The organism is Desertivirga xinjiangensis (genome assembly GCF_024436435.1).
Lineage (GTDB): Bacteria > Bacteroidota > Bacteroidia > Sphingobacteriales > Sphingobacteriaceae > Desertivirga > Desertivirga xinjiangensis.
The window spans coordinates 226,209-247,611 of record NZ_JAFMZP010000007.1; the positions used below are offsets into that span (position 1 = coordinate 226,209).

A 21,403-nucleotide genomic window follows, 5' to 3' on the forward strand; every position below is an offset into this window, starting at 1 on the left:
TACTTAATGGAAATAGCAAGTCTTCTTGAGTCCGTATTACCTAAAGAAAGAATAAAGTCACGGCTAATTGATGTGGTGGCTTATGCTTCAGACGCCGGCTTTTATTACCTGCGCCCTAAAGCAGTGGTCCAGCCAGTCTCTAGAGAAGAGGTAGCTGGCCTTTTTCACTTTTCACACCAGCATAGAATTCCCCTTACTTTTCGCACAGGTGGCACCAGTTTATCGGGACAGTCAATTACGGATGGCATTCTGGTAGATTTAAGTCAGCATTGGAACAGGGTTATTGTAGAAAACGACGGACATTCAGTCAGGGTTCAGCCGGGAGCTATCGGCGCAATAGTGAATGCGTACCTTAGAAAGTCCGGCCGAAAGATCGGCCCTGATCCTTCCAGTATCAATTCGGCGATGATGGGAGGGATCCTATCCAATAACTCAAGCGGAATGTGCTGTGGGGTAAGCAAAAACTCTTACCACACTACAAAATACATCAGGTTCATTCTTCCTAATGGCTTTAGTTTTTCTACAGAAGAGCCCGCTGATTATGAGAGGTTCAGAGTAGAGTGCCCTGCTATTTATCAGGAAATTGAATTGCTTAAAACTTCGCTGAGGACGAATCCAGCTATCCGTGATCGGATCAGGGCTAAGTATAAAACGAAAAATACGGTAGGTTACTCTGTAAATGCATTTATAGATTATGATGAGCCGCTGGATATTCTCGCTCATCTTATGATCGGAGCAGAGGGTACTTTGGGCTTTATTGCAGAGGCTGTTTTGGATACGGTGCCCGATTACCCTGCAAAGTCAACGGCTTTAATGTATTTTCCTGATATTTATGCTGCATGCCAGGCTATTGTGCCTTTGACAATAACAGGAGCAGAGGCGGTTGAACTAATGGACAGGGCTTCCCTAAGGTCAATCGAAGATATTAAAGGTGTTCCTGCCTTTTTTAAAGAACTTCCGGAAGGTGCCGCGGCGCTGTTGGTGGAATATCAGGGGCACAATCTGGAAGAACTGCAGCTAAAAGTTGACCGCTTCCTGGAACTTTCTTCCGAGCTGCGGCAACTTAATAGACCCTTGTTTACCACGGATCCGGCGGAGCAGGATTTTCTTTGGAAGCTGAGGAAAGGAATGTTTCCGGCAGTAGGGGCTGTGCGTGCAAGCGGAACCACTGTTATCCTGGAGGATGTAGCATTTCCGGTGGAGCGTTTAGGTGATGCTATTTTAGAGCTGCAACAGCTTTTCATAAAGCATAAGTACGATAATGCTATAATATTCGGTCATGCTAAGGATGGCAATATCCACTTTGTGGTTACCCAGGCTTTTAATACTCCCTCGGAAATTACACGTTATGATGCATTTCTTAAGGATGTGGTCAGCCTGGTTGTTGAACGGTATGGCGGGACGTTAAAAGCTGAGCATGGTACAGGCCGTAATATGGCTCCATTTGTTGAAACCGAATGGGGGCCGGAAGTATACCAGGTCATGAAACGTCTTAAACAGGTTGTAGATCCGGAGAACCTGCTTAATCCCGGCGTTATCATTAATGAAAATAAACAAGCGCATCTCCACAACCTGAAAGATCTGCCAAGTGTAGAGCCAGAGGTAGATAAATGTATGGAGTGCGGCTACTGCGAACATAAATGTCCGAGCAGGGATATCACACTCACTCCGCGCCAGCGAATTGTTGTGCGGAGAGAACTGGTGAAGCTTAAAGAAACTGGTCGCTCGGCTAGCCATAAGGAACTTTTGCAGCAGTATCAGTATGACGGAATGGACACTTGTGCTGTAGACGGCATGTGCGCTACCGCTTGTCCGGTCGATATCAATACAGGCGAACTGATCAAGCGATTGCGCCGTGAGAGTCATAGTCCAATAGCAAATAAAGTAGCTCTTATCGCTGCGAAGAATTTTGGAACGGTGGCAGGCACTGTAAAAGTAGCTCTTAGAGCCGGTGCCGGCATTAATGCAGTATTTGGCAGAAATACTTTGAGAGCACTTACCAGCGGCGTGAAAAAGGTTATTCCGGCTGTGCCCTTATGGAGTAACCAGATAAGGACTACCTCAAATATTCCGAGGCAAAATGTTTCAAAGGCTGAGGCAAAGGTGGTTTATTTTCCTACCTGCATTTCGCGGGTGATGGGTGGTACGCCAGAAGGGAAGAAGAATTTAATCGAAACCTTTGCCAGTGTTTCTGCTAAGGCTGGTCTGGCTTATATGATACCAGAGAACATTGCGGGAATGTGCTGCGGTCAGATATTCTCTTCAAAGGGATTCAGTAAAGCTTTCGAACATACAGCTAACTCCATCATCAGCAATGCCTGGGAATGGACAAATGCCGGGCAGCTGCCTATTGTGTTGGACATCACCTCCTGTACCCAAACCCTGCAAGCCTGCCGGCCAGTGCTTAGCCCGGAGAACCAGGAGAAGTTTGATAAGCTACGCATTATTGACAGCATTGATTACCTGATGGAATTTATTTTGCCGAAGGTTACGGCGAAAAAAACCAAACCGCATATTGCCCTGCATCCGGTATGTTCTTTAAAAAAGATGGGGCTGGAAGGAAAGTTTGTGAAAATTGCCCGCCAGTTTGCTGACGAGGTAGAGATCCCATTGCACGCAGGCTGCTGCGGAATGGCCGGTGACCGTGGATTTTTGTTTCCGGAATTAACCAAAGCTGCTACAGCAAAGGAGGCTGCGGATTTGAAGTCGCGGGATTATGACGGATACTATTCTTCTTCAAAGACCTGCGAAATTAACCTGTCGGACGCTGTGGGGAAAAATTACGAATCAATAATCTACCTGGTTGACGAATGCTGCTAGACTTATAACTCACAACTTAATACTTACAACTTAGAACTTAATACTCATAATTCACAATGTCAAGATTAAATCTTTTAGAAGAAACACGGTTTGAAAAACTGCCCGTTACAGTCTTTCCTGACGAAAGCACGGCATCAAAAGTTATTGCGCGCAGAATTGCTGATTTGATTCTTGCGAAACAAAAGACAGGCGAAAAAGCGGTATTAGGTTTGGCTACCGGCGCCTCGCCGGTCAGGGTGTATGCCGAGCTGGTGCGGCTTCACCGGGAAGAAGGTTTAAGCTTTAAAAACGTTGTTACTTTTAACCTCGATGAGTATTATCCAATGAACGCTGATGCAGCTCAAAGCTATGTCACGTTCATGAATGAGAACCTTTTCAGTCATATCGATATTGATATGGCTAATGTACATATCCCGGATGGTACTCTTCCACTCGAGAGAATTACGGAGTTTTGTCTTGATTATGAAAATAAGATCACTTTATTCGGTGGTTTAGACCTTCAGATCTTAGGTATTGGTCGTACGGGACATATTGGTTTTAACGAGCCTGGTTCGGCCCCCAACTCTGGTACGAGGCTGGTGACCCTTAACGATCTTACCAGGCGGGATGCGTCGCGTGACTTTGGGGGAAAAGAAAACGTTCCTACCAAGGCGATCACCATGGGGATCGGAACCATTTTCAAAGCCCGGGAAATCATCCTGATGGCCTGGAATAAGAAAAAGGCAGGGATCATAAAGAAAGCTGTGGAAGGCGAAATTTCCTCAGAAGTGCCTGCAACGTACCTGCAGTTATCGGATAATGTCGAATTTATCGTTGACCAGGATGCAGCCTCAGAATTGACGCGCTTTGATACCCCATGGCTGGTGAAAGATTGTGCATGGGAGAAAGGATTAATTAAGAAAGCGGTTATCTGGTTGGCAAGAACATTACAGAAACCAATCCTGAAGCTAACGGAAGAGGATTATAATAATCATGGGATGGCCCAGCTGGCGACTGAAAAGGGGCCGGTATACAACATCAATATAGATATCTTCAACCAGATCCAGCATACGATCACCGGCTGGCCGGGTGGAAAACCAAATGCAGACGACACCGACAGACCTGAGCGCGCAACTCCGGATAAAAAGCGGGTGATCATCTTTTCACCTCATCCGGATGATGATGTGATCTCCATGGGAGGGACATTTATTCGGCTGGCAGATCAGGGGCATGATGTTCATGTGGCTTACCAGACTTCCGGAAATACAGCCGTTTGGGATGATGAAGCTTTGCGTTTTGTCGAGTTTGCCATCGACTTTATAAAAGTTCAGGGCTACAACTCCGGTGATCTTGAATCCTTATATCAGAACATGCGTGAGTTTCTTGCCAAGAAACTACCAAATCAAACTGATATAAAAGAGATACAAACGGTAAAAGGGCTTATCCGGAAAGGTGAGGCTATAGCCGGAGCGAGATTTGCAGGCCTGCCGGATGATCATATTCATTTTATGGCACTTCCTTTTTATGAGAGGGCCAAGACTGAGAAAAGGCAAACTACAGAGGATGATGTGAGGATTACCATGGAGCTTCTGCAAAAGGTGAAGCCTCATCAGATATTTGCCGCTGGCGATTTTGCTGATCCGCATGGAACGCATAAAGTTTGCTTTGACATCATTCTGCAGGCAATGGACAGATTGCGTGAAACCGAAGAGTGGACTAACGACTGCTGGTTATGGATGTACCGGGGCGCGTGGCATGAATTTGAAACTCATGAAATAGAAATGGCTGTTCCTTTATCACCACAGGAAGTGGAAAGAAAACGGAATGCCATATTCAAGCACCAGTCGCAGAAAGATATACCTGTATTTCCGGGCGATGATGCACGTGAGTTCTGGATAAGAGCCGAAGACCGAACCCGCGAAACAGCAAGAGCTTATGATGCTTTAGGACTGGCTGATTACGAAGCGATGGAAGCTTTTGTAAGGTGGAAGTTTTGACAGGAGGACTAGTTTAGCACATGCGGCACGCGTTCGCTAAACTATGTGCCGAGATGCAATTTTCGGCACCCTTTTTTTATTTCGTCGTCATCCTGAACTTGTTTCAGGACCTCTTGCCTGAGCAGTTCCAGGCATAGCTCAAAAGGTGCCGAATAAATTCGGCATGACGATCAACTATGACAATCAATTAATGACAATACGTTACGAGAATAGACAGTTGCTTTAATCACCCTTTATATCGCTTGCTGGCGCACGCAGCACACGTGCGCCACTGGCTAGCTTTATCTGTCTACTATCGTAAATCGTAACTTCCAACTTGTATATCTAAATAACTTCTATACTTTTCGAATATCCCTTTACCGAATCATTATGCGGGTCAACGTCTGTTATCAGGTAATGAACTGAACCTAATGGACATACCGTCATCTTTTGTACAGAGTTAAGTTTTTCAGCAATACTAACAATAGCCGTTTTTTGAGAGGATTTGATCATCGCTTTTTTTACCTGTACCACTTCCCAGTCAGAATCAGTAACACCTTCATCCACAGATAATCCATTGGTTCCAAGAAGGCAGAGGTCCGCTTTAATTTCACTTAGCTGATTGATCACCTGTGCACCGGTATTGATGTGGCTGTCTTTAGAAAGTCGTCCACCAATAAGGATCACATCCAGGCTGGATCGTTCTGCCATCTCTAATGCAACCAGCGGACTCACGGTAAAAAATGTTCCAGTAAGATGCTCCGGCATGTTCCTGGCTACTTCAATCATTGTAGTGCCGCCTCCGGCAAGGATCACCATTCCATTATGCATCAGTTTGGCTACCTTTTTTGCTATTTCTTTTTTGGAATCTCTCGCATAGGTGTCTGCGGGCTGAAAAGGGTAATTGAAGGATTTAGAAAGCGCCCCGCCATATACTTTCAGCACTTTACCTGTTTCTGCCAACTCATTTAAATCCCTTCTGATAGTGTCTTCGGATACACTTAACTGAATACTTAGGTCGGATGAAAGTACCTTATTGTGCAGATTTATCTGCTTCATTATAAAAGCCTGGCGTTCTTCTTTTAACATGCTGAAAATTTCGAATTTTCAAATATAATTTATTAAATAGAAAAACCGCTTCTGTTTTACAAAAGCGGTTTTCTATTAATTTAGAATCCGTGCCTTAATTCATCACAGGCAAAAAAGAATAATTCTTGCCATATTCTACCATTTGTTTGTAGAACGAATCAGGGTAAGTAACCTTAATATCAATGATATCATTACCTTTCAAAACAGGAACCAGCTTCGGCTGGATGAAACCTTTGTAAGCTTTCACATTTAATTTAGCATAACGATCAAGAACCTCTTTAAGTAAAGCCTGGTCAACCTTTACTCCATAATTTTCGATCAGGTTTTTACCGGCTTCAAAATCTCCTTCCGACTTCACACGCTGAATCTCACGCAAAAGTTGTCCGAACAGATCGCGAAGCTTATTGTAATCATTGATCTTAGTATAGGTCTTGCCGTTTTCCTTTACCAATTCAATAACATTATCTTTTTTACCCATCTGGTACGCCCACATCGCATTCAATTGCCTGTTACGCATATGAGCTTCTTCCAGGTTATCACCCAGTTTTAATCGCGTAAGCTGAGAGATGAGGCCATTCATGATATAACTATCATACTCTGCTTTTCCCACTTCCAGATTTGGCATCACCCCGATTTCAACAAGCTTAGGATCCATGATATAGTATAAAGCTACCAGATCTGCACGAGCTTCTTCCAAAGCAGAAGCATAGTTTTTAAGGGTTTTATCCGGCGTTTCGATGCCTGGATTTATCTGACCAGAAGCATGACCAATACACTCATGCATATCAGTATGTAAATCGGACGATAAGGCGCCATATTTGATGATCCTTGCTTTCACGTCATCTCCATACGCGAATTCATTCAGGGAGCCACTGTTGCTGCTGGAAAGATTGTAAGCATGGATGATGTTACTCAGGGAAACAGATTTAGAGCCATGCTCCTTTCTAACCCAGTCAGAGTTCGGGAGATTAATACCTATTGGTGTAGAAGGCGCAGCGTCTCCTGACTCCATAATAACAGTTATAGCTTTAGCTGTTATTCCTTTTACCTCTTTCTTCTTATGTGCCGGCATTAGAGGAGAATTATCTTCAAACCATTGTGCTTGTTTCGCAATAGCCTGTATACGCTTTGTAGCTTCAAGGTCTTTCAAGGATACAACACTTTCGAAGCTGCCTTTTTTGCCGATAGCATCATTGTAAACTTCAATAAAGCCATTAACAACGTCGATACGTGAGGCAGTATCGGCCACCCAGGCGATGTTGTATTCATCGAAATCCTTCAGGTAGCCAGAACGGTAATATTTCACCAGCTTTTGCAGTGCATCTTTCTGTTGTGCATTCTCAGCAAACGGAATCGCTTTTTCGAGCCAGAACACAATTTTCTCAATGGCTGGACCGTACATCCCTCCAATTTTCCATGTTTTTTCCACCAGCTTTCCATTCTGCTTTAAGACTTTGCTGTTCAATCCCCAGGAAGGTGCGTTGCCTTTCGTTTCAAACTTCGCATAAAAATCTTCGACCTCTTTTTGTGTAACACCTTCGTAAAAGTTGTTTGAGGAGGCTTTTACATTGTCAATATCGGGTGCCTGGTTAACCATCTTCGGCTGAAACGAAGGATCAAATATGATCGGCTTCAGTCTTTGGATGAATGCGTTAAGAGTCTCCCCTTTGTTTAATGGAAAACCTGTCGGGGCAGAGTTTTTTACCAGCTGACTAAAGTATTCAAATGAATGAGCCGGAACAAACTTGTCGTTTCCATAATGATGGTGGAAACCATTGCTAAACCAAAAGCGGCCCGTATATATTTTAAAGTTATTCCAGTCCTTACTGGTCTTATCACCTTTATAAGTGGTATAAATATTTTCAATCGTTTTCCGGACCAGTAAATTGTATTTGCCCTTTTGGTCATAAATAATATCGCGGCCGGCAAGTGCGGCTTCCGAAAGATAATAGGCAAGTTTTTTCTGATTGAGGCTCAGTTCCTCAAATCCAGGTACCTGGTAACGCAGGATCTGAAGATCAGCAAAGGATTCAGCGGTTATGTTGAATGGCTGTGTTTGTGTTTTAGTAGTTTGTGCCTCCACTATGGAGTTGCCCGCAACGAGGGCTGCACTTAATGCAAATAATTTTAATTTCATGACTTTATCAACGGTATATCTATCTTTTGCAGGTTGATACCTCTTTCAGTAAATATATGACTCTTGAAGAGCTTAAACGTATTTAAAATGTTTTTTGACTCAATCTAAACTATGCTTTTGAAAATACTACATTTGTGCGCTACTTTATATTATGAGTGATGTTTCTACTAATAACAGCGTTGAGAAGACGGTGTTCCCCATCTTATTTGCCTTAAGTTTTTCGCACTTATTAAACGACACTATCCAGTCGCTGATACCCGCGATATATCCTATTGTTAAAGCCGATTACAATCTCAGTTTTTCGCAGATAGGTTTGATAACATTAAGTTTTCAGCTTGCGGCATCACTGTTGCAGCCAGTGGTTGGTCTTTATACTGATAAAAAGCCCCAGCCATTCTCTCTGGCAATTGGGATGGCCTTTACCTTGTGCGGACTTATTGTACTGTCGCTTTCTAACAGTTTCCACGTCATACTGATGGCTGTTGCACTGGTAGGAGTAGGCTCTTCTATCTTCCATCCGGAGGCATCGCGGATGGCTTATATGGCTTCAGGCGGTAAAAGAGGTTTGGCCCAATCGGTTTTTCAGCTGGGAGGCAATGCCGGGAGCTCCATCGGTCCCTTGCTGGCAGCCTGGATTATTGTACCTCATGGACAATTCAGTGTGATCTGGTTTTCCTTAATTGCTTTACTGGCTATCGTGATTCTTAGCAACGTTGGACGCTGGTATAAGGGGCGGCTCAGTATCGCGTCTGTGAGTAAGAAAAAAATACCAGTATTGAGTCAGGGTTTATCAAAGGGTCGTATCATCTCTTCGATAATCATTTTGCTTGTACTGATCTTTTCAAAGTATTTTTATATGGCCAGCCTTACCAGCTATTTTACTTTTTACCTGATGAGCAAGTTCAATGTTTCTGTGCAAAGTTCCCAGATCTATTTATTTGTTTTCTTGTTTTCAGTGGCAGCAGGTACTCTTGCCGGCGGGCCAATAGGGGATAGGATTGGAAGAAAGTATGTGATCTGGTTCTCCATTTTGGGTACGGCCCCCTTTGCTTTGTTATTACCGTATGCCAGCTTATTCTGGACGGGTGTGCTCATCGTTCCGATCGGGATTATTTTAGCCTCGGCCTTTTCCGCAATACTAGTTTACGCACAGGAATTGATCCCCGGAAAGGTTGGTTTGGTGTCGGGATTGTTTTTTGGTTTTGCCTTTGGTATGGGAGGAATCGGTTCTGCTCTGCTGGGAGAACTTGCTGACAGGACCAGTATCACTTATGTTTATGGCATCTGCTCCTTTCTTCCTTTGATTGGTTTACTAACTGGCTTTCTGCCAAACATTGAAAAAGGAAAAAGTAATTAACCCTTTAGCACAAATTCGTTGTCGTCGTCATCGAGAAATACCGCGAATTTTCCCCAGGGCATCTCATTCAGTTCCTGCTTAAATCGTATGCCCTGGCTTTTCATGTACATGTAAAAGTCTTCGATATCCTCACATAAAAAGACGATGGATGATTTACGTTCATTCCAGTCTTTCATTATTTTTCTTGGATACAACACTACGCTGGTTTCAGCACCTTTGGGCGCGACTTCGATCCATTTGAATCCAATTCCCATGTCTTCGTTCTTTCGCAGTTCAAAATCCATTTTTTCTGTCCAGAATTCCAATGCTTTGTTTTGGTCTGTAACGTAAACCGCCTGGGTAGCAATTTTCCTGATCATAACCTTTTGATTAGCGTGATAATCTTTATCAAATGGCACACGCGCAACGGCCATGCGCCGCGTATGCTTATGCCTGCTCTAATTTTAAGCAAAAATTTGGTTAAAAGTTTGCGTAAATACAGAAAAATCCTGTTCTGAAATGCGTTATTATTCGGTAAAATTGCATCTTGTTATGGTATTAAAGAAGAGAGAGGATACGAGCAGGGAGCACAAGCCGCAGATGGAAGAGAAAAGCGCCTTACATCCACGTAATAAACATCGCCTCGGCTATGATTTTAAAGCGCTTAGCGAGGTTTGTCAGGGTTTGGAAGCCTTTGTGCACCTTAATCAATATCAGAGGGAAACCATTGATTTTGCAAACCCTGATGCCGTTAAAATGCTTAATAAAGCCTTACTTTTGCAATTCTATGGTGTGTCAGAATGGGATCTGCCTCCAGGCTACCTTTGCCCGCCAATACCCGGAAGAGCTGATTATATTCACTATGCGGCAGATCTGTTAGCCTCAGCTAATGCGCAGATAATTCCTGAGGGAAAGAAGATAAAAGTGCTGGATATAGGTACCGGAGCAAATTGCATCTATCCGATCATTGGTTCGATGGAATATGGCTGGAGCTTTATTGGTTCTGATATCGATAAAAAGGCAATTGACTGGGCACGCCGGATTATTGCTTCAACCACAAGACTTGGAAAGGTTGTTGAATTACGCCATCAAAAATCTTCATCAGATATCTTCAAGGGCATAATTAAGCTGCATGACTATTTTGATCTGAGCATCTGTAACCCGCCGTTTCACGCCTCCATGCAGGATGCTATCTCAGGCACCATGCGTAAGCAGAAAAATTTAGGTTTGGATAAGAAAACTCCTGTCCTGAACTTTGGCGGCCAGAAAGCTGAGCTTTGGTACCCCGGAGGGGAAATTGCTTTTGTTAGAAAAATGATTGAGCAAAGTGCTGAGATACCCCAAAATTGTTATTGGTTTACTACGCTTGTATCAAAGAAAGAAAATCTGCGGCACATATACAGCTTACTTCGCCATTTGAAGGCCTTTGATGTGCGAACAATAACAATGAGCCAGGGGCAAAAAACAAGCAGGGTAGTGGCATGGACTTTCTTGGACGAAGAGCAGCAGGTAATGTGGAAGAAAAGGCGTTGGTCTTAACCCGGTTCATCTAAAGTATATTCTTCTATTAACTCAACTGCTTCTATATTTCCTTGCTGAACTGCGAGGTCAAGCGCGGTAAGCCCGCGACTTTCTTTAATATGGATATCAGCGCCGCTTCTAAGTAAAACTTTAACTAACTCGTTGCGCCCAAACATGGCGGCAAACATAAGTGCTGTGCCGCCATTTCCATGCTGCAGGTTCAGATCCGACCCGTGGGAAATAAGAAGTTCTGCAATCTGCGGATAGCCTTTGAAACATACACCCATTAAGGCTGTATTACCCCCATTGTCCTGGATGTTTGGATCTGCGCCGGCTTCGAGCAGGAGCTTCGTTGCTTCATATTGTTCATTATAGGCTGCAATAATCAGGGGAGTGTAACCTTTGGTATCCTGCGCATTGACATCAGCATGCCCTTTTAAAAGTTCCTGAAGTTCGCTTACATCGCCAGCGCGGGCTGCATCAAAAAGTGCATAGTATTTGTTTTCCATTCAAGTATGTAAATCAGAAATCAAGATCCTGTCTAAAAAAGACAGGATCTGCCGAGGTATGAACTCAATAAGGTTTTGCTTCGTTCGAAACATTTTCGGCCTGTGTAACAGCATCATGAGACTGGGTGGAGCCAATTGGTCCCTTTTGGATGTCCATGCCTGCAGCATTAGCTAAGCCTTCAGAAACCCTCCGTCCGTAATCAGCGTCGCACTGCGTAAATAGTTCAACCATTTTCTCCTGGATGTGTTTTTTAACAGGAGCAAGGGTATTGACAAGGTTTTTAATCAATTCGTCCCTTTCCCAATCTTCCATGTTGCGGTACGTGTCGCCGGCTTGTCCGAAATTATTTTGCTTGTCGATTTTTTGACGTACCAGGGCTGCATTATAGTGAGGGGTGTGATCTTTCCCTGTCCGCTCTGCTTCACGAAGGCCATTGAGAGATGAAGGCTCATAATTGACGTGCGGATTAACACCCTCAACCAGATCCTGATGGTATGCCATTTGTCCATCTCGCTGATTGGTTGCTACGTGATGCTTGGGCGCATTTATCGGTAACTGAAGATAGTTAGTACCAACCCGATAACGCTGTGTATCGGAATACGAAAAAGTACGACCCTGGAGCATCTTGTCGTCTGAAAAGTCGAGCCCATCGACAAGGACACCGGTACCGAAAGCCGACTGCTCAACTTCCGCAAAAAAGTTTACAGGATTCCTGTTCAATGTCATTTTACCAACTGGTAGCCAGGGAAATTTATCCTTTGGCCATATCTTCGTATCATCAAGCGGATCAAAGTCCAGTTCCGGATGTTCATCATCACTTAGGATTTGAACGAATAACTCCCATTGAGGGTAGTTACCGCTTTCAATAGCTTCATAGAGATCCTGGGTTGCATGATTGAAGTTTTTTGCCTGGATCTCTTCAGCCTGTTCCTGCGTTAAATTCTTTATTCCTTGCAGCGGTTCCCAATGATATTTTACTAACACCGCTTCACCTTCAGAATTTACCCATTTATAGGTATTGACCCCCGAACCCTGCATATGCCTGTAATTTGCTGGAATTCCCCAGGGAGAGAACAGGAAAGTGATCATATGAAGAGCCTCAGGTGTATTGCTGATAAAGTCGAAAATCCGCTCGCCGTCTTGTCTGTTGGTTACCGGATCAGGTTTAAAAGCATGTATCAAATCGGGAAATTTCAATGCATCCCTGATAAAAAATATCTTGAGATTATTACCTACAAGGTCCCAGTTACCATCTTCAGTGTACATTTTCACTGCAAAGCCGCGGGGATCTCTGAGCGTTTCGGGTGAGTGCCCCCCATGGGTAACTGTTGAAAACCTCACAAACAGGGGAGTTTGTTTCCCTTTCTCCTGGAACACCTTAGCTCGGGTATACTTAGAAACAGGTTCTTCCCCAACCATACCATATGCTTCGAAATAACCATGGGCACCTGTTCCCCGTGCATGAACCACTCGTTCAGGTACTCGTTCCCTGTCGAAGTGGGACATCTTTTCAAGGAACTGATAATTTTCCAAAGTTGCAGGACCTCTGTTTCCCACGGTTCGCATACTTTGATTATCGTACACAGGATGTCCTTGTCTGGTGGTCAGGATGTTTTTATGTTCCTGATTCCCTGAAGTTTGCTCTTGTGGTGATGACGGTGTGGATTTTTCTTGCTGGCTCATCGTTGTAAGTTTTAGAACTTAACAATCGACAGACTTGCAGGTTTTGAAACAATATATAAGTTTGAAACTATTTATATGATCATCCCAACTATTGCGGCAGTAAGCAAACAAGCAAGAGTTCCGCCAATTAAGGCTTTGATCCCAAGCTTTGATAAATTCTCTCTTTGATTCGGAGCTAACGCGCCGATGCCGCCGATCTGAATACCGATCGAAGCGAAGTTTGAGAAACCACATAAAGCGTAGGTGGCGATGATAATAGCCCTTTGATCTGTTAATGCTCCGCTTGTTTTTAAGTTAGCCAGGGTGCCATAAGCATAAAACTCATTCAAAATTGTCTTTTCACCCAATAGCTGACCCACCTGGGTCATACTTGCTGTGTCCACCCCGATCAACCAGGCAACAGGAGAAAAGATATATCCTAAAATATACTGCAATGTAAGGCCTTCATATTTTCCTGCGGAAGAGGACTTAATGATGTCGTTTAAGCCTGTCCAGCTACCAATACCTTGCAGAAATAGATAGTTGATCATAGCCATTAGAGCTGTAAACACCAATAGCATTGCACCAACGTTCACAGCCAGTCTTAAGCCGTCGCTTGTACCAATCGAAATGGCTTCAAGCACATTTGATCCTACTTTTTCTTTTGATAGCTGGAGGCTCGAATTGATTTTTTCTGGTTCAGTTTCGGGAAGTAAAATTTTAGATATGAGAATTGCTGCCGGCGCAGACATAACTGACGCGCACAATAAATGTGTGGCGAAGACCTGCTGACCTTCAGGAGTTGTGCCGCCCAGAAAACCTACATAAGCTGCAAGAACACCGCCTGCAATAGTAGCCATACCGCCAATCATTAAACACAGTATTTCCGACCGGGTCATCTTTTCAATGTAGGGCTTTACAAGCAGAGGGGCTTCTGTTTGTCCGAGAAATATGTTGCCGGCTGCCGCCAAACTCTCAGCGCCAGACAACCGCATAAACTTTGATACGATCCAGGCGAAAACAAACACTATCTTTTGCAGGATATTGAGATAATATAGAAGTGACGTCAGAGCCGAGAAAAAAATAATTGTCGGAAGCACCTGAAACGCAAATATATAGCCGAAAGAATCAGTTCTGGTGATCAAATCGCCGAATAAAAAGGTAGCTCCGGCTTTGGTAAAATCGAGAACTCCTACAAAAATGCCCGAGACTGCGGCAAAAAAGGACTTAATAAGGGGGATTTTTAAAACGCCTATCGCAAAAACTAACTGGATAATCAGTCCTGAGATAACAATTTTCCAACTGATTGATTTTTTTGCGGAGCTTAATAAAAAAGCTAAACCAATAATGAACAGAGCGCCTAAAAGGCCCCTGGAAATGTGAATTATGTCCAAACTCTTTAAATTTGAGCTTAAAATAAGATAAGAATCTGGGAAAATGAATTATTGAAAAATTATTTCACACCGTTATAATGCTTTTCTTTTACTCAGTTCGTCGCGGATACTCGCAGCTTTTTCATAAGCTTCATCTGCCAATGCCTGCTGTAGTTTTTCTTTTAACTCTTCATCAGAAAGCGATGCGTAAGAACTCTGGGATGTAGGCGATTTTTCTTCAGTTGGACTTTCAATATTTTCAAGGAAAACAAAGTCGTTTCCTTCTATCATAATACCTGCAGTTGAAAGAATAAACTCATAAGTATGGATCGGGCATTCAAAACGTACCGCCAGTGCTATAGCATCAGAAGTGCGGGCATCGATCTCAATAGTCTTTTTTCCATCGTTGCAAATAAGTTTAGCATAGAAGATCCCGTCGACAAGATTGTAAATGATTACTTCATCCACATGGATACCAAAGGATTGTGCAAAAGATTTAAAGAGGTCATGGGTTAATGGCCTGCTCGGGGTCATTTTTTCAATTTCAATGGCAATTGCCTGTGCTTCAAATCCACCAATGATAATAGGAAGCCGGCGTCTTCCGTTTACTTCGCCCAAAACAAGTGCGTATGCGCCAGATTGTGTCTGGCTGTATGATAGTCCTACAATATCTAGTTTTATTTTCTTCATGCGTACGAAGCCTCTCGGCTCAATCCAATTCCTTTAATGCTTTTGTTCTACAATTATAGCACCAATCGGGTGTGCTATTTACTTAGCGCGGCCAACCAAGCCTGCGGCAAAGGTACTTTTTCAGTAGCTTTTAACGATTAATCTATCCTAATTTTTCTCATTTCGTTTGTATGGCGGATATATAGAAAGCGGCATATAATGTATATGCCCTTACAAGCAAATTGTTTTCATTTTATTTTGTTTTTCAGGCATTTCATTCGCTCACAGGTATATTGAATTCGATATTATCGTTGTTTAAATATATTTTTGTAGTCAAATCAAGCGAACATTTGTTCTTGTTAACTATTTTGCAAACTTACATAAATTTTGTCTTTAGCATTTTTGCAAAACAATTTACATTATTAATTCTCTAAATAAAATGAGCGGAACCCGTTTACAAAAGCTGCTTGAGTTCTATAACAACGAACCCAACGACCCGTTTTTAAAATATGCTCTTGCAACAGAATATTTATCGGCAAACGATCTGAGTACCGCTTTATCTTTTTTTGAAGATCTGAAAAACAACCATGAGTCGTATGTGGGCACTTATTATCATCTGGGAGGACTCTATGAGAAACTTGATCGAAAAGATGATGCGATCTCTACCTACCAGAAAGGAATGCAGGTCGCAAGAGCCGCAAGGGATAATCATGCTTATTCCGAGTTACAAACCGTTTATAATTCTGCAATGGGTTTAAATTATGAAGATGACTAACCGTTAAACCATACTGGTTTTGAAAACGAAGCATATTCTTTTTATCCGCGATGTTACCTTGTTTACTTTCACAGCATTCGGGGGGGCACAGGCGCATATTGGAATAATGCTCAAAGACTTTGTCAAACGAAGACATTATATTACAGAAAAAGAGTTGCTGGAACTCAATGCCTTAACCCAGGTACTTCCCGGCCCGTCCTCTACTCAAACCCTGGTAGGAATTGCTTATAAGGTAGGAGGCTTGTGGCTCTCCTTGTTAACATTTTTTATATGGATAATCCCTTCCGCTGCAGCGATGTGCTTTTTTGCAGTCGCTTATACATTTCTCGACGATAAGGAAACGTTCAGTTCTATTCTTAAATATGTTCAGCCTATTGCCGTAGGCATTGTTGGATTTGCCGCTTTTTCACTCGCCAGGGCGATACTCAAGACCAATGTCTCGATTTGGCTGGCCTTTGCCGCCATCCTGGTCACCCTCATCCTCAAAAATGCCTATGTATTTCCCATTATGATTTTGTTGGGAGGTATTATCTCGTCCGCACTGGAAACGAGCACCGAAGAAACGGAGATCAGAGTGAAGTTGTTCTCCAGTATCAACAAGAAAAAAATACTCTACTTTTTAGGGGTCTTAATGTTTTTTGCGGCTCTGGGTGCTGTGATCAACAGGACATCGCCATTCAGTTTACCGGTACGTTTATTTGAAAACTTTTACAGGAACGGCATTCTCATTTTTGGTGGAGGAAATGTGCTGGTTCCGTTGATGTTTACAGAGTTCGTTAAGATGAAGCAATACATTTCGGCTGATGTTTTTATCAGTGGTTATGCTTTACAACAGGCTTTGCCCGGACCAACATTCTCATTCACTTCCTTTGTGGGAGCGATGACTATGAAGCATTCGGGTGTCGGCATTGGTGGACAGATAATTGGTAGCCTGGTAGCAACTTTAGGTATCAATCTTCCAGGTCTGATACTTGTTCTTTTCTTTGTGCCCTTTTGGGAAGATCTAAAAAAGATTACACGGATAAGGAAATCTCTTTCTGGCGTTAATGCTGTATCTGTCGGTTTTATAATCGCTGCTTTTATCTTTCTCCTTCAGCCGATAGAATTAAATGTCACTTCGATCTGCCTGGTTGCAGCAACTTTTTTAATTCTGAAATTCACGATGATCAGAACTCCTTTTTTAATCATCGCCGGAATTTTGATGGGGATGTATTTGTAAAAAAACCTTGCACACGCGGCAAGCGTGCCCAAGCGGGCAGCGGGTTTGCGTATGCTGGCGCACGCCTGTGCCTTTAAGCCGGCATAGATAGGTTAAAATCCCGTCGCTGTCCGTGGTCTTGTGAAGAGGTTGTGAATAGGGGGACTAGAAACCCTTCCGAATTCTATGGACAGTATGAGTTATAAGTTCGGAACGTATAACTTATCACTTTAAAATGGTGGTTCTTCATCCATTTCGTCCATACGGGAAGGACGAATAATAAAGTTACTTGGTTTCTCGAAGTCCTCAGAAGGTGCCATACCGGCGAACGGACTGGCGCCGCCTAATCCAGGATTGCCGCCACCGAAATCTTCTTCGAGATCGGCGAACTTCACAAATTTACCAATAAAGCGCAAAGGCACTGTCCCGGTTTCACCATTACGGTGCTTGGCAATAATTACCTCGCCCACGCCGATGGTAGACCTTCCTTCCTCATCCTCTGTCAATCCGTAGTACTCGGGCCGGTAAAGGAAAAGTACCATATCCGCATCCTGCTCAATAGAACCCGACTCACGCAAATCTGATAGCATTGGTTTTTTCTGTGCTCCAGGACGACTCTCTACCGCACGACTTAACTGCGATAGTGCCAGTACGGGGACATTAAGCTCCTTTGCAACCGACTTAAGAGCCCGTGAGATACTACCAATCTCCTGCTCACGGTTACCGCCGCCTTTTCCTTCGCCTTTACCATGCATCAACTGAAGATAATCGATAATGATCATCTGGATGTCGTACTGCGCTTTTAACCTACGGCATTTTGCCCGGAACTCAAAAATATTCAATGCAGGGGTATCGTCTATGAAAAGAGGAGCCTCTGTAAGATTGCCGATCTTCGAATGGAGTTGTTGCCATTCCCATTCTGCCAGGTTGCCTTTACGAAGTTTCTCCTGTTCAATTTCGGCTTCACCGGAGATCAAACGATTGACAAGTTGAACAGATGACATTTCCAGGGAAAACACTACTACCGGTTTACCAAACTGCACTGATGCATTTCTGGCGCAGCTTAATACAAAGGCAGTTTTACCCATGGCCGGACGAGCTGCAATGATCACCAAATCCGAAGGCTGCCAGCCTGATGTCATTCTATCAAGCGCCGTAAAGCCGGATGGCACACCAGTTAATCCATCAACGCGATCTTTAATTGCTTCCAGTGCTTCAAGCGATTCCCTGATGATGTCGTCCATCTTCCTTGAATCGCGTCTAAGATTATTCTGTGCAATATCAAAAAGATTTTTCTCGGCCATATCCAGCAGATCAAAGATGTCGGTGGTATCTTCGTAGGCATTGTTGATGATCTCGGTTGATATACGGATCAGCTCGCGCTGGATGTATTTCTGAGAGATGATACGGGCGTGGAACTCAATATTTGCTGCAGAAACTACGCGGTTGGTAAGCTCTGTAATATAATAGGCTCCGCCAATCATTTCGAGGTGGCCAGTTTGCCTTAATTGGGATGTTACTGTCAGGATATCAATAGGAGAGGACTTTTGAAACAACATATGTATTGCCTCAAAGATCTTCTGGTGACTATCCTTATAAAAAACTTCTGGCTTTAGAATGTCGATAACTGCTGAAAGTGCATCTTTCTCAAGCATTAGTGCACCTAACACAGCTTCTTCTAAATCAACGGCTTGGGGAGGCAGCTTTCCAAGACCACTAATGGCATTTCCTAACGGACTTTTGCGGTAGTTACCTTGCTGGCCTCTTCGCGCCGGATTATAATCGTTTTCTTTTTCCAAACTCATTTGTACAAAGTTAAAAATTAGGGTGTCATCTTTGTACACATTGGCTTTTTTACACTTACTTATTTTTGTTGATAACTTGAGTCTTATCCTAACATTTGCATGTGGATAAAATGTTAACTAAGCAGAATTATAGCAATATAGCGTCATAAGGGACATGTTAATAACTTTTTGCAATGTTAAAAACCAAATCATTTATTGATAGCAAAGGCCGGTAATGACGAAAATATGAGTATTTTGCCTGCTTAATTTTTTAGGAATGAACACTAAGCCTGTCAAGCAAAAACGGGAGTCCAATCAGATGGTATTTGGTATCCGCGCTGTAATTGAGGCGGTTAAAAGCGGGAAGGATATTGAATCTATTTTGGTGCAGAGAGGTTTAACAGGAGCCATCTTTCAGGAATTGCGGGATCTGCTTAAAGAAGAGGGCCTCACATACCAATTAGTGCCTGTAGAAAAACTTAATCGGATCACGACTAAGAACCATCAGGGAGTAATTGGAATTATTTCTCCGGTAAGTTATCAGAAGATTGAGGATGTAATACCAGGAATTTTTGAAAAAGGCGAAACGCCTTTAATCATTATGCTTGACGGAGTGACTGATGTGCGTAATCTTGGGGCAATAGCCAGGACGGCCGAGTGTGCCGGAGTGCACGCTATTATAATTCCAGCCAGGGGTTCGGCTCAAATCAACCCTGATGCAATAAAGACCTCGGCTGGTGCGCTGTTTAAAATTCCGGTGTGCCGGCACGAAAGCCTTGTCAAGACCGCAAAGTTCCTGCAGGAATCCGGTCTGCAACTTGTAGCATGTACAGAAAAGACAAATGATTTCCTTTATAAGCCTGATTACAAATTGCCAACGGTAGTGATCATGGGTTCGGAAGAGGATGGAATTTCTAATGAGCTTATTCGTATCTCCGAGCATTTGGCTAAAATTCCAATGTATGGCGAAATCTCGTCTTTAAACGTATCTGTCTCTGCTGGAGTAATTTTATATGAAGCTGTAAGGCAGAGGGGCGGATCAGAACTACTCACATGAAAAAGAAAATTGTAGTAGCTATCACAGGAGCCAGCGGTGCCATTTACGCTAAACTGCTTTTAGATGCGCTTAAGTACCTGGAGGCGCAGATTGAGGATGTAGCTGTAGTGATGTCGGATAACGCCCGGCAGGTTTGGGAATTTGAACTTGATAATAAGGAATATTTGAATTATCCTTTTTCATTCTTCGACAAACAGGACTTTATGGCTCCCTTTGCATCAGGCTCCGCTAAGTATGATACAATGATTATAATTCCTTGTTCCATGGGAACGTTGGGCCGGATAGCTTCTGGGGTTTCAAATGATCTGACAACCCGGGCGGCAGATGTGATTTTGAAAGAGCGGCGTCGGCTGATACTTGTGGCGAGGGACACTCCGTTCAGCTTAATTCATATCAACAACCTGAAGACGGTTACCGAAGCTGGCGGCATTATTTGTCCGGCTATTCCATCTTTTTATAGTAAACCTCAAAGTATTGAAGAACTGGCCGGGACTGTAGTAAACAGGGTTCTTGATCTGGCCGGCCTGGAACATGACTCGTTCAGGTGGGGGGGAGGATAGTGCCAGTGCCCAGAATAATAAACATTTGTTTATAATTTCTAGACACTGCTGTACTGTAAAACAGTTACTTATGGTTTATTAACATTTGTTTAGAAGCAAAAGCGGTGTTGGCACACTTCTAGTATATGCTTAAGTACTCATTCATACTTTTTACATTTTTTAAAAATTAACTTACCAAAGAGCCCGATCAGATCGGGCTCTTTGTGTTAGGTTTACAGCCTTTACTCAAGCGTCTTCGCTAGTGTTCATCGGCAAACGTACCGGAAGGCTTGCGGACAGCTACCGAAAAGCTTCGTAAAAGATTATCCCCAGGTAGCGGAAGGCTTCGGGGTTTCTTCGGGAAAACCTACCCTTTCTTCGGGAAGTGTTCGGGAGGGCTTCGGAAAAAAGCGAAGCCGCTTCGGGAAACCTCCGGAAACTGTCGAAGCGGCCGGCCGCATTTCCCAAAGCAGGGGCGCCCCCTTTCGGTCTCTTTCCGGGCCTCTTGCCAGAGACTTGCCAAATGCCTTATACGGAAAAAGCTTTAAACTCGCCCTACCACCTTCTAATCTTCTTCATACCATCTCCTGACCACGCTCTGGAGTTTATATGAGATCTTAAGCTACTGGTTAGGCTTCCCATTGGCCATATCCAATGAGGTCCTAAACCATCTCCAACAGATCTCCTAACCATCTCAATAGATTATTAAAGCTTGTTCAGGAGATGGTATGACTGTGAGTAGAAGCGGTTCGAAGAACTTACGATAGGGCTTCGGGATGAATATCCCGAAGAGCAAAGGGCATACCCGGACTGCCCCTCAAAAACTAAAACCCTCTTTAACAGCGTTCTCATCCAAAAGTTTGAAATTTTTCACCTGACCCCTTGACACGTATTAAAAATAATCCCACCTTTGCAGTCCCAAAACGAATAAGGGGAAAACAAAAACGTGACGGCGCAAGGCCGGAACGCCATTGAAAG

The 21,403-nt window shown here is 43.4% G+C and carries 16 protein-coding genes; 8 read left to right on the forward strand and 8 right to left on the reverse strand.

Annotated elements, in window-relative coordinates; genetic code table 11:
- The first annotated feature begins 6 nt into the window (after positions 1 to 6).
- Positions 7 to 2,820: an FAD-binding and (Fe-S)-binding domain-containing protein gene (locus tag J3P37_RS17450; protein ID WP_256012639.1), complete on the forward strand. Its 2,814-nt coding sequence runs from the start codon at positions 7 to 9 to the stop codon at positions 2,818 to 2,820.
- A gap of 56 nt (positions 2,821 to 2,876) precedes the next feature.
- Positions 2,877 to 4,796: a glucosamine-6-phosphate deaminase gene (gene nagB, locus J3P37_RS17455; RefSeq protein ID WP_256012640.1), complete on the forward strand. Its 1,920-nt coding sequence runs from the start codon at positions 2,877 to 2,879 to the stop codon at positions 4,794 to 4,796.
- Between the two features lie 324 nt (positions 4,797 to 5,120).
- Here nagB and J3P37_RS17460 read toward each other — a convergent pair whose 3' ends face one another.
- Positions 5,121 to 5,864, reverse strand: coding sequence for a DeoR/GlpR family DNA-binding transcription regulator (locus J3P37_RS17460; protein ID WP_256012641.1), 744 nt, complete (start codon positions 5,862 to 5,864; stop codon positions 5,121 to 5,123).
- A 94-nt stretch (positions 5,865 to 5,958) separates the two neighbouring features.
- Positions 5,959 to 8,001, reverse strand: a complete 2,043-nt coding sequence (locus J3P37_RS17465) for a dipeptidyl-peptidase 3 family protein (protein WP_256012642.1) — start codon at positions 7,999 to 8,001, stop codon at positions 5,959 to 5,961.
- Positions 8,002 to 8,152: 151 nt separating this feature from the next.
- On the opposite strand from J3P37_RS17465, the gene J3P37_RS17470 reads away from it, so the two are divergent.
- Positions 8,153 to 9,358 (forward strand): MFS transporter, encoded by a 1,206-nt coding sequence (locus J3P37_RS17470; protein ID WP_256012643.1) that lies wholly within the window; start codon positions 8,153 to 8,155, stop codon positions 9,356 to 9,358.
- Here the strand turns inward: J3P37_RS17470 and J3P37_RS17475 are convergent.
- Positions 9,355 to 9,717, reverse strand: coding sequence for a VOC family protein (locus J3P37_RS17475; protein WP_256012644.1), 363 nt, complete (start codon positions 9,715 to 9,717; stop codon positions 9,355 to 9,357). The two genes, J3P37_RS17470 and J3P37_RS17475, sit on opposite strands and share 4 nt — an antisense overlap.
- A 172-nt stretch (positions 9,718 to 9,889) precedes the next feature.
- Here J3P37_RS17475 and rlmF point away from each other — a divergent pair, with 172 nt between their 5' ends.
- Positions 9,890 to 10,876, forward strand: a complete 987-nt coding sequence (rlmF, locus tag J3P37_RS17480) for a 23S rRNA (adenine(1618)-N(6))-methyltransferase RlmF (RefSeq protein WP_256012645.1) — start codon at positions 9,890 to 9,892, stop codon at positions 10,874 to 10,876.
- On the opposite strand, the gene J3P37_RS17485 is transcribed toward rlmF, so the two are convergent.
- The 4 genes from J3P37_RS17485 to J3P37_RS17500 form a co-directional block, all read right to left on the reverse strand.
- A complete protein-coding gene (locus J3P37_RS17485) occupies positions 10,873 to 11,367 on the reverse strand; it encodes an ankyrin repeat domain-containing protein (RefSeq protein WP_256012646.1) in 495 nt (164 codons plus the stop codon). The two genes, rlmF and J3P37_RS17485, sit on opposite strands and share 4 nt — an antisense overlap.
- Positions 11,368 to 11,431: 64 nt before the next feature.
- A complete protein-coding gene (locus J3P37_RS17490) occupies positions 11,432 to 13,051 on the reverse strand; it encodes a catalase (protein ID WP_256012647.1) in 1,620 nt (539 codons plus the stop codon).
- 71 nt (positions 13,052 to 13,122) lie between these two features.
- Positions 13,123 to 14,424: a NupC/NupG family nucleoside CNT transporter gene (locus J3P37_RS17495; protein WP_256012648.1), complete on the reverse strand. Its 1,302-nt coding sequence runs from the start codon at positions 14,422 to 14,424 to the stop codon at positions 13,123 to 13,125.
- A 72-nt stretch (positions 14,425 to 14,496) separates the two neighbouring features.
- Positions 14,497 to 15,093: a bifunctional nuclease family protein gene (locus J3P37_RS17500; protein ID WP_256012649.1), complete on the reverse strand. Its 597-nt coding sequence runs from the start codon at positions 15,091 to 15,093 to the stop codon at positions 14,497 to 14,499.
- 418 nt (positions 15,094 to 15,511) lie between these two features.
- On the opposite strand from J3P37_RS17500, the gene J3P37_RS17505 reads away from it, so the two are divergent.
- Both J3P37_RS17505 and chrA read left to right on the forward strand, forming a co-directional pair.
- Positions 15,512 to 15,847: a tetratricopeptide repeat protein gene (locus J3P37_RS17505; protein ID WP_256012650.1), complete on the forward strand. Its 336-nt coding sequence runs from the start codon at positions 15,512 to 15,514 to the stop codon at positions 15,845 to 15,847.
- A gap of 19 nt (positions 15,848 to 15,866) precedes the next feature.
- The gene (chrA, locus tag J3P37_RS17510; protein WP_256012651.1) at positions 15,867 to 17,066 is read left to right on the forward strand and encodes a chromate efflux transporter; all 1,200 of its coding nucleotides are present in this window, start codon (positions 15,867 to 15,869) and stop codon (positions 17,064 to 17,066) included.
- 209 nt (positions 17,067 to 17,275) lie between these two features.
- Here chrA and dnaB read toward each other — a convergent pair whose 3' ends face one another.
- Positions 17,276 to 18,850, reverse strand: coding sequence for a replicative DNA helicase (gene dnaB, locus J3P37_RS17515; protein WP_256012652.1), 1,575 nt, complete (start codon positions 18,848 to 18,850; stop codon positions 17,276 to 17,278).
- Positions 18,851 to 19,106: 256 nt separating this feature from the next.
- Here dnaB and rlmB point away from each other — a divergent pair, with 256 nt between their 5' ends.
- Both rlmB and J3P37_RS17525 read left to right on the forward strand, forming a co-directional pair.
- On the forward strand, positions 19,107 to 19,886 hold the full coding sequence (gene rlmB / locus J3P37_RS17520; RefSeq protein ID WP_256012653.1) for a 23S rRNA (guanosine(2251)-2'-O)-methyltransferase RlmB: 780 nt from the start codon (positions 19,107 to 19,109) through the stop codon (positions 19,884 to 19,886).
- Positions 19,883 to 20,446 carry a UbiX family flavin prenyltransferase gene (locus J3P37_RS17525; RefSeq protein ID WP_256012654.1) on the forward strand — a complete coding sequence of 188 codons (564 nt, stop codon included), beginning with the start codon at positions 19,883 to 19,885 and terminating at the stop codon, positions 20,444 to 20,446. Before rlmB ends, J3P37_RS17525 begins: the two co-directional genes overlap by 4 nt.
- The last annotated feature ends 957 nt before the right edge of the window (positions 20,447 to 21,403 follow it).

Excerpts from the sequence above, each read along its gene's own strand:
- rlmF (WP_256012645.1), top strand. The coding sequence starts at position 9,890 with ATGGTATTAAAGAAGAGAGAGGATACGAGCAGGGAGCACAAGCCGCAG.
- rlmB (WP_256012653.1), top strand. The coding sequence starts at position 19,107 with ATGAACACTAAGCCTGTCAAGCAAAAACGGGAGTCCAATCAGATGGTA.
- nagB (WP_256012640.1), top strand. The coding sequence starts at position 2,877 with ATGTCAAGATTAAATCTTTTAGAAGAAACACGGTTTGAAAAACTGCCC.
- J3P37_RS17465 (WP_256012642.1), bottom strand. The coding sequence starts at position 8,001 with ATGAAATTAAAATTATTTGCATTAAGTGCAGCCCTCGTTGCGGGCAAC.
- J3P37_RS17505 (WP_256012650.1), top strand. The coding sequence starts at position 15,512 with ATGAGCGGAACCCGTTTACAAAAGCTGCTTGAGTTCTATAACAACGAA.
- J3P37_RS17470 (WP_256012643.1), top strand. The coding sequence starts at position 8,153 with ATGAGTGATGTTTCTACTAATAACAGCGTTGAGAAGACGGTGTTCCCC.
- J3P37_RS17485 (WP_256012646.1), bottom strand. The coding sequence starts at position 11,367 with ATGGAAAACAAATACTATGCACTTTTTGATGCAGCCCGCGCTGGCGAT.
- dnaB (WP_256012652.1), bottom strand. The coding sequence starts at position 18,850 with ATGAGTTTGGAAAAAGAAAACGATTATAATCCGGCGCGAAGAGGCCAG.
- J3P37_RS17450 (WP_256012639.1), top strand. The coding sequence starts at position 7 with ATGGAAATAGCAAGTCTTCTTGAGTCCGTATTACCTAAAGAAAGAATA.
- J3P37_RS17500 (WP_256012649.1), bottom strand. The coding sequence starts at position 15,093 with ATGAAGAAAATAAAACTAGATATTGTAGGACTATCATACAGCCAGACA.
- J3P37_RS17460 (WP_256012641.1), bottom strand. The coding sequence starts at position 5,864 with ATGTTAAAAGAAGAACGCCAGGCTTTTATAATGAAGCAGATAAATCTG.
- J3P37_RS17475 (WP_256012644.1), bottom strand. The coding sequence starts at position 9,717 with ATGATCAGGAAAATTGCTACCCAGGCGGTTTACGTTACAGACCAAAAC.
- J3P37_RS17525 (WP_256012654.1), top strand. The coding sequence starts at position 19,883 with ATGAAAAAGAAAATTGTAGTAGCTATCACAGGAGCCAGCGGTGCCATT.
- J3P37_RS17490 (WP_256012647.1), bottom strand. The coding sequence starts at position 13,051 with ATGAGCCAGCAAGAAAAATCCACACCGTCATCACCACAAGAGCAAACT.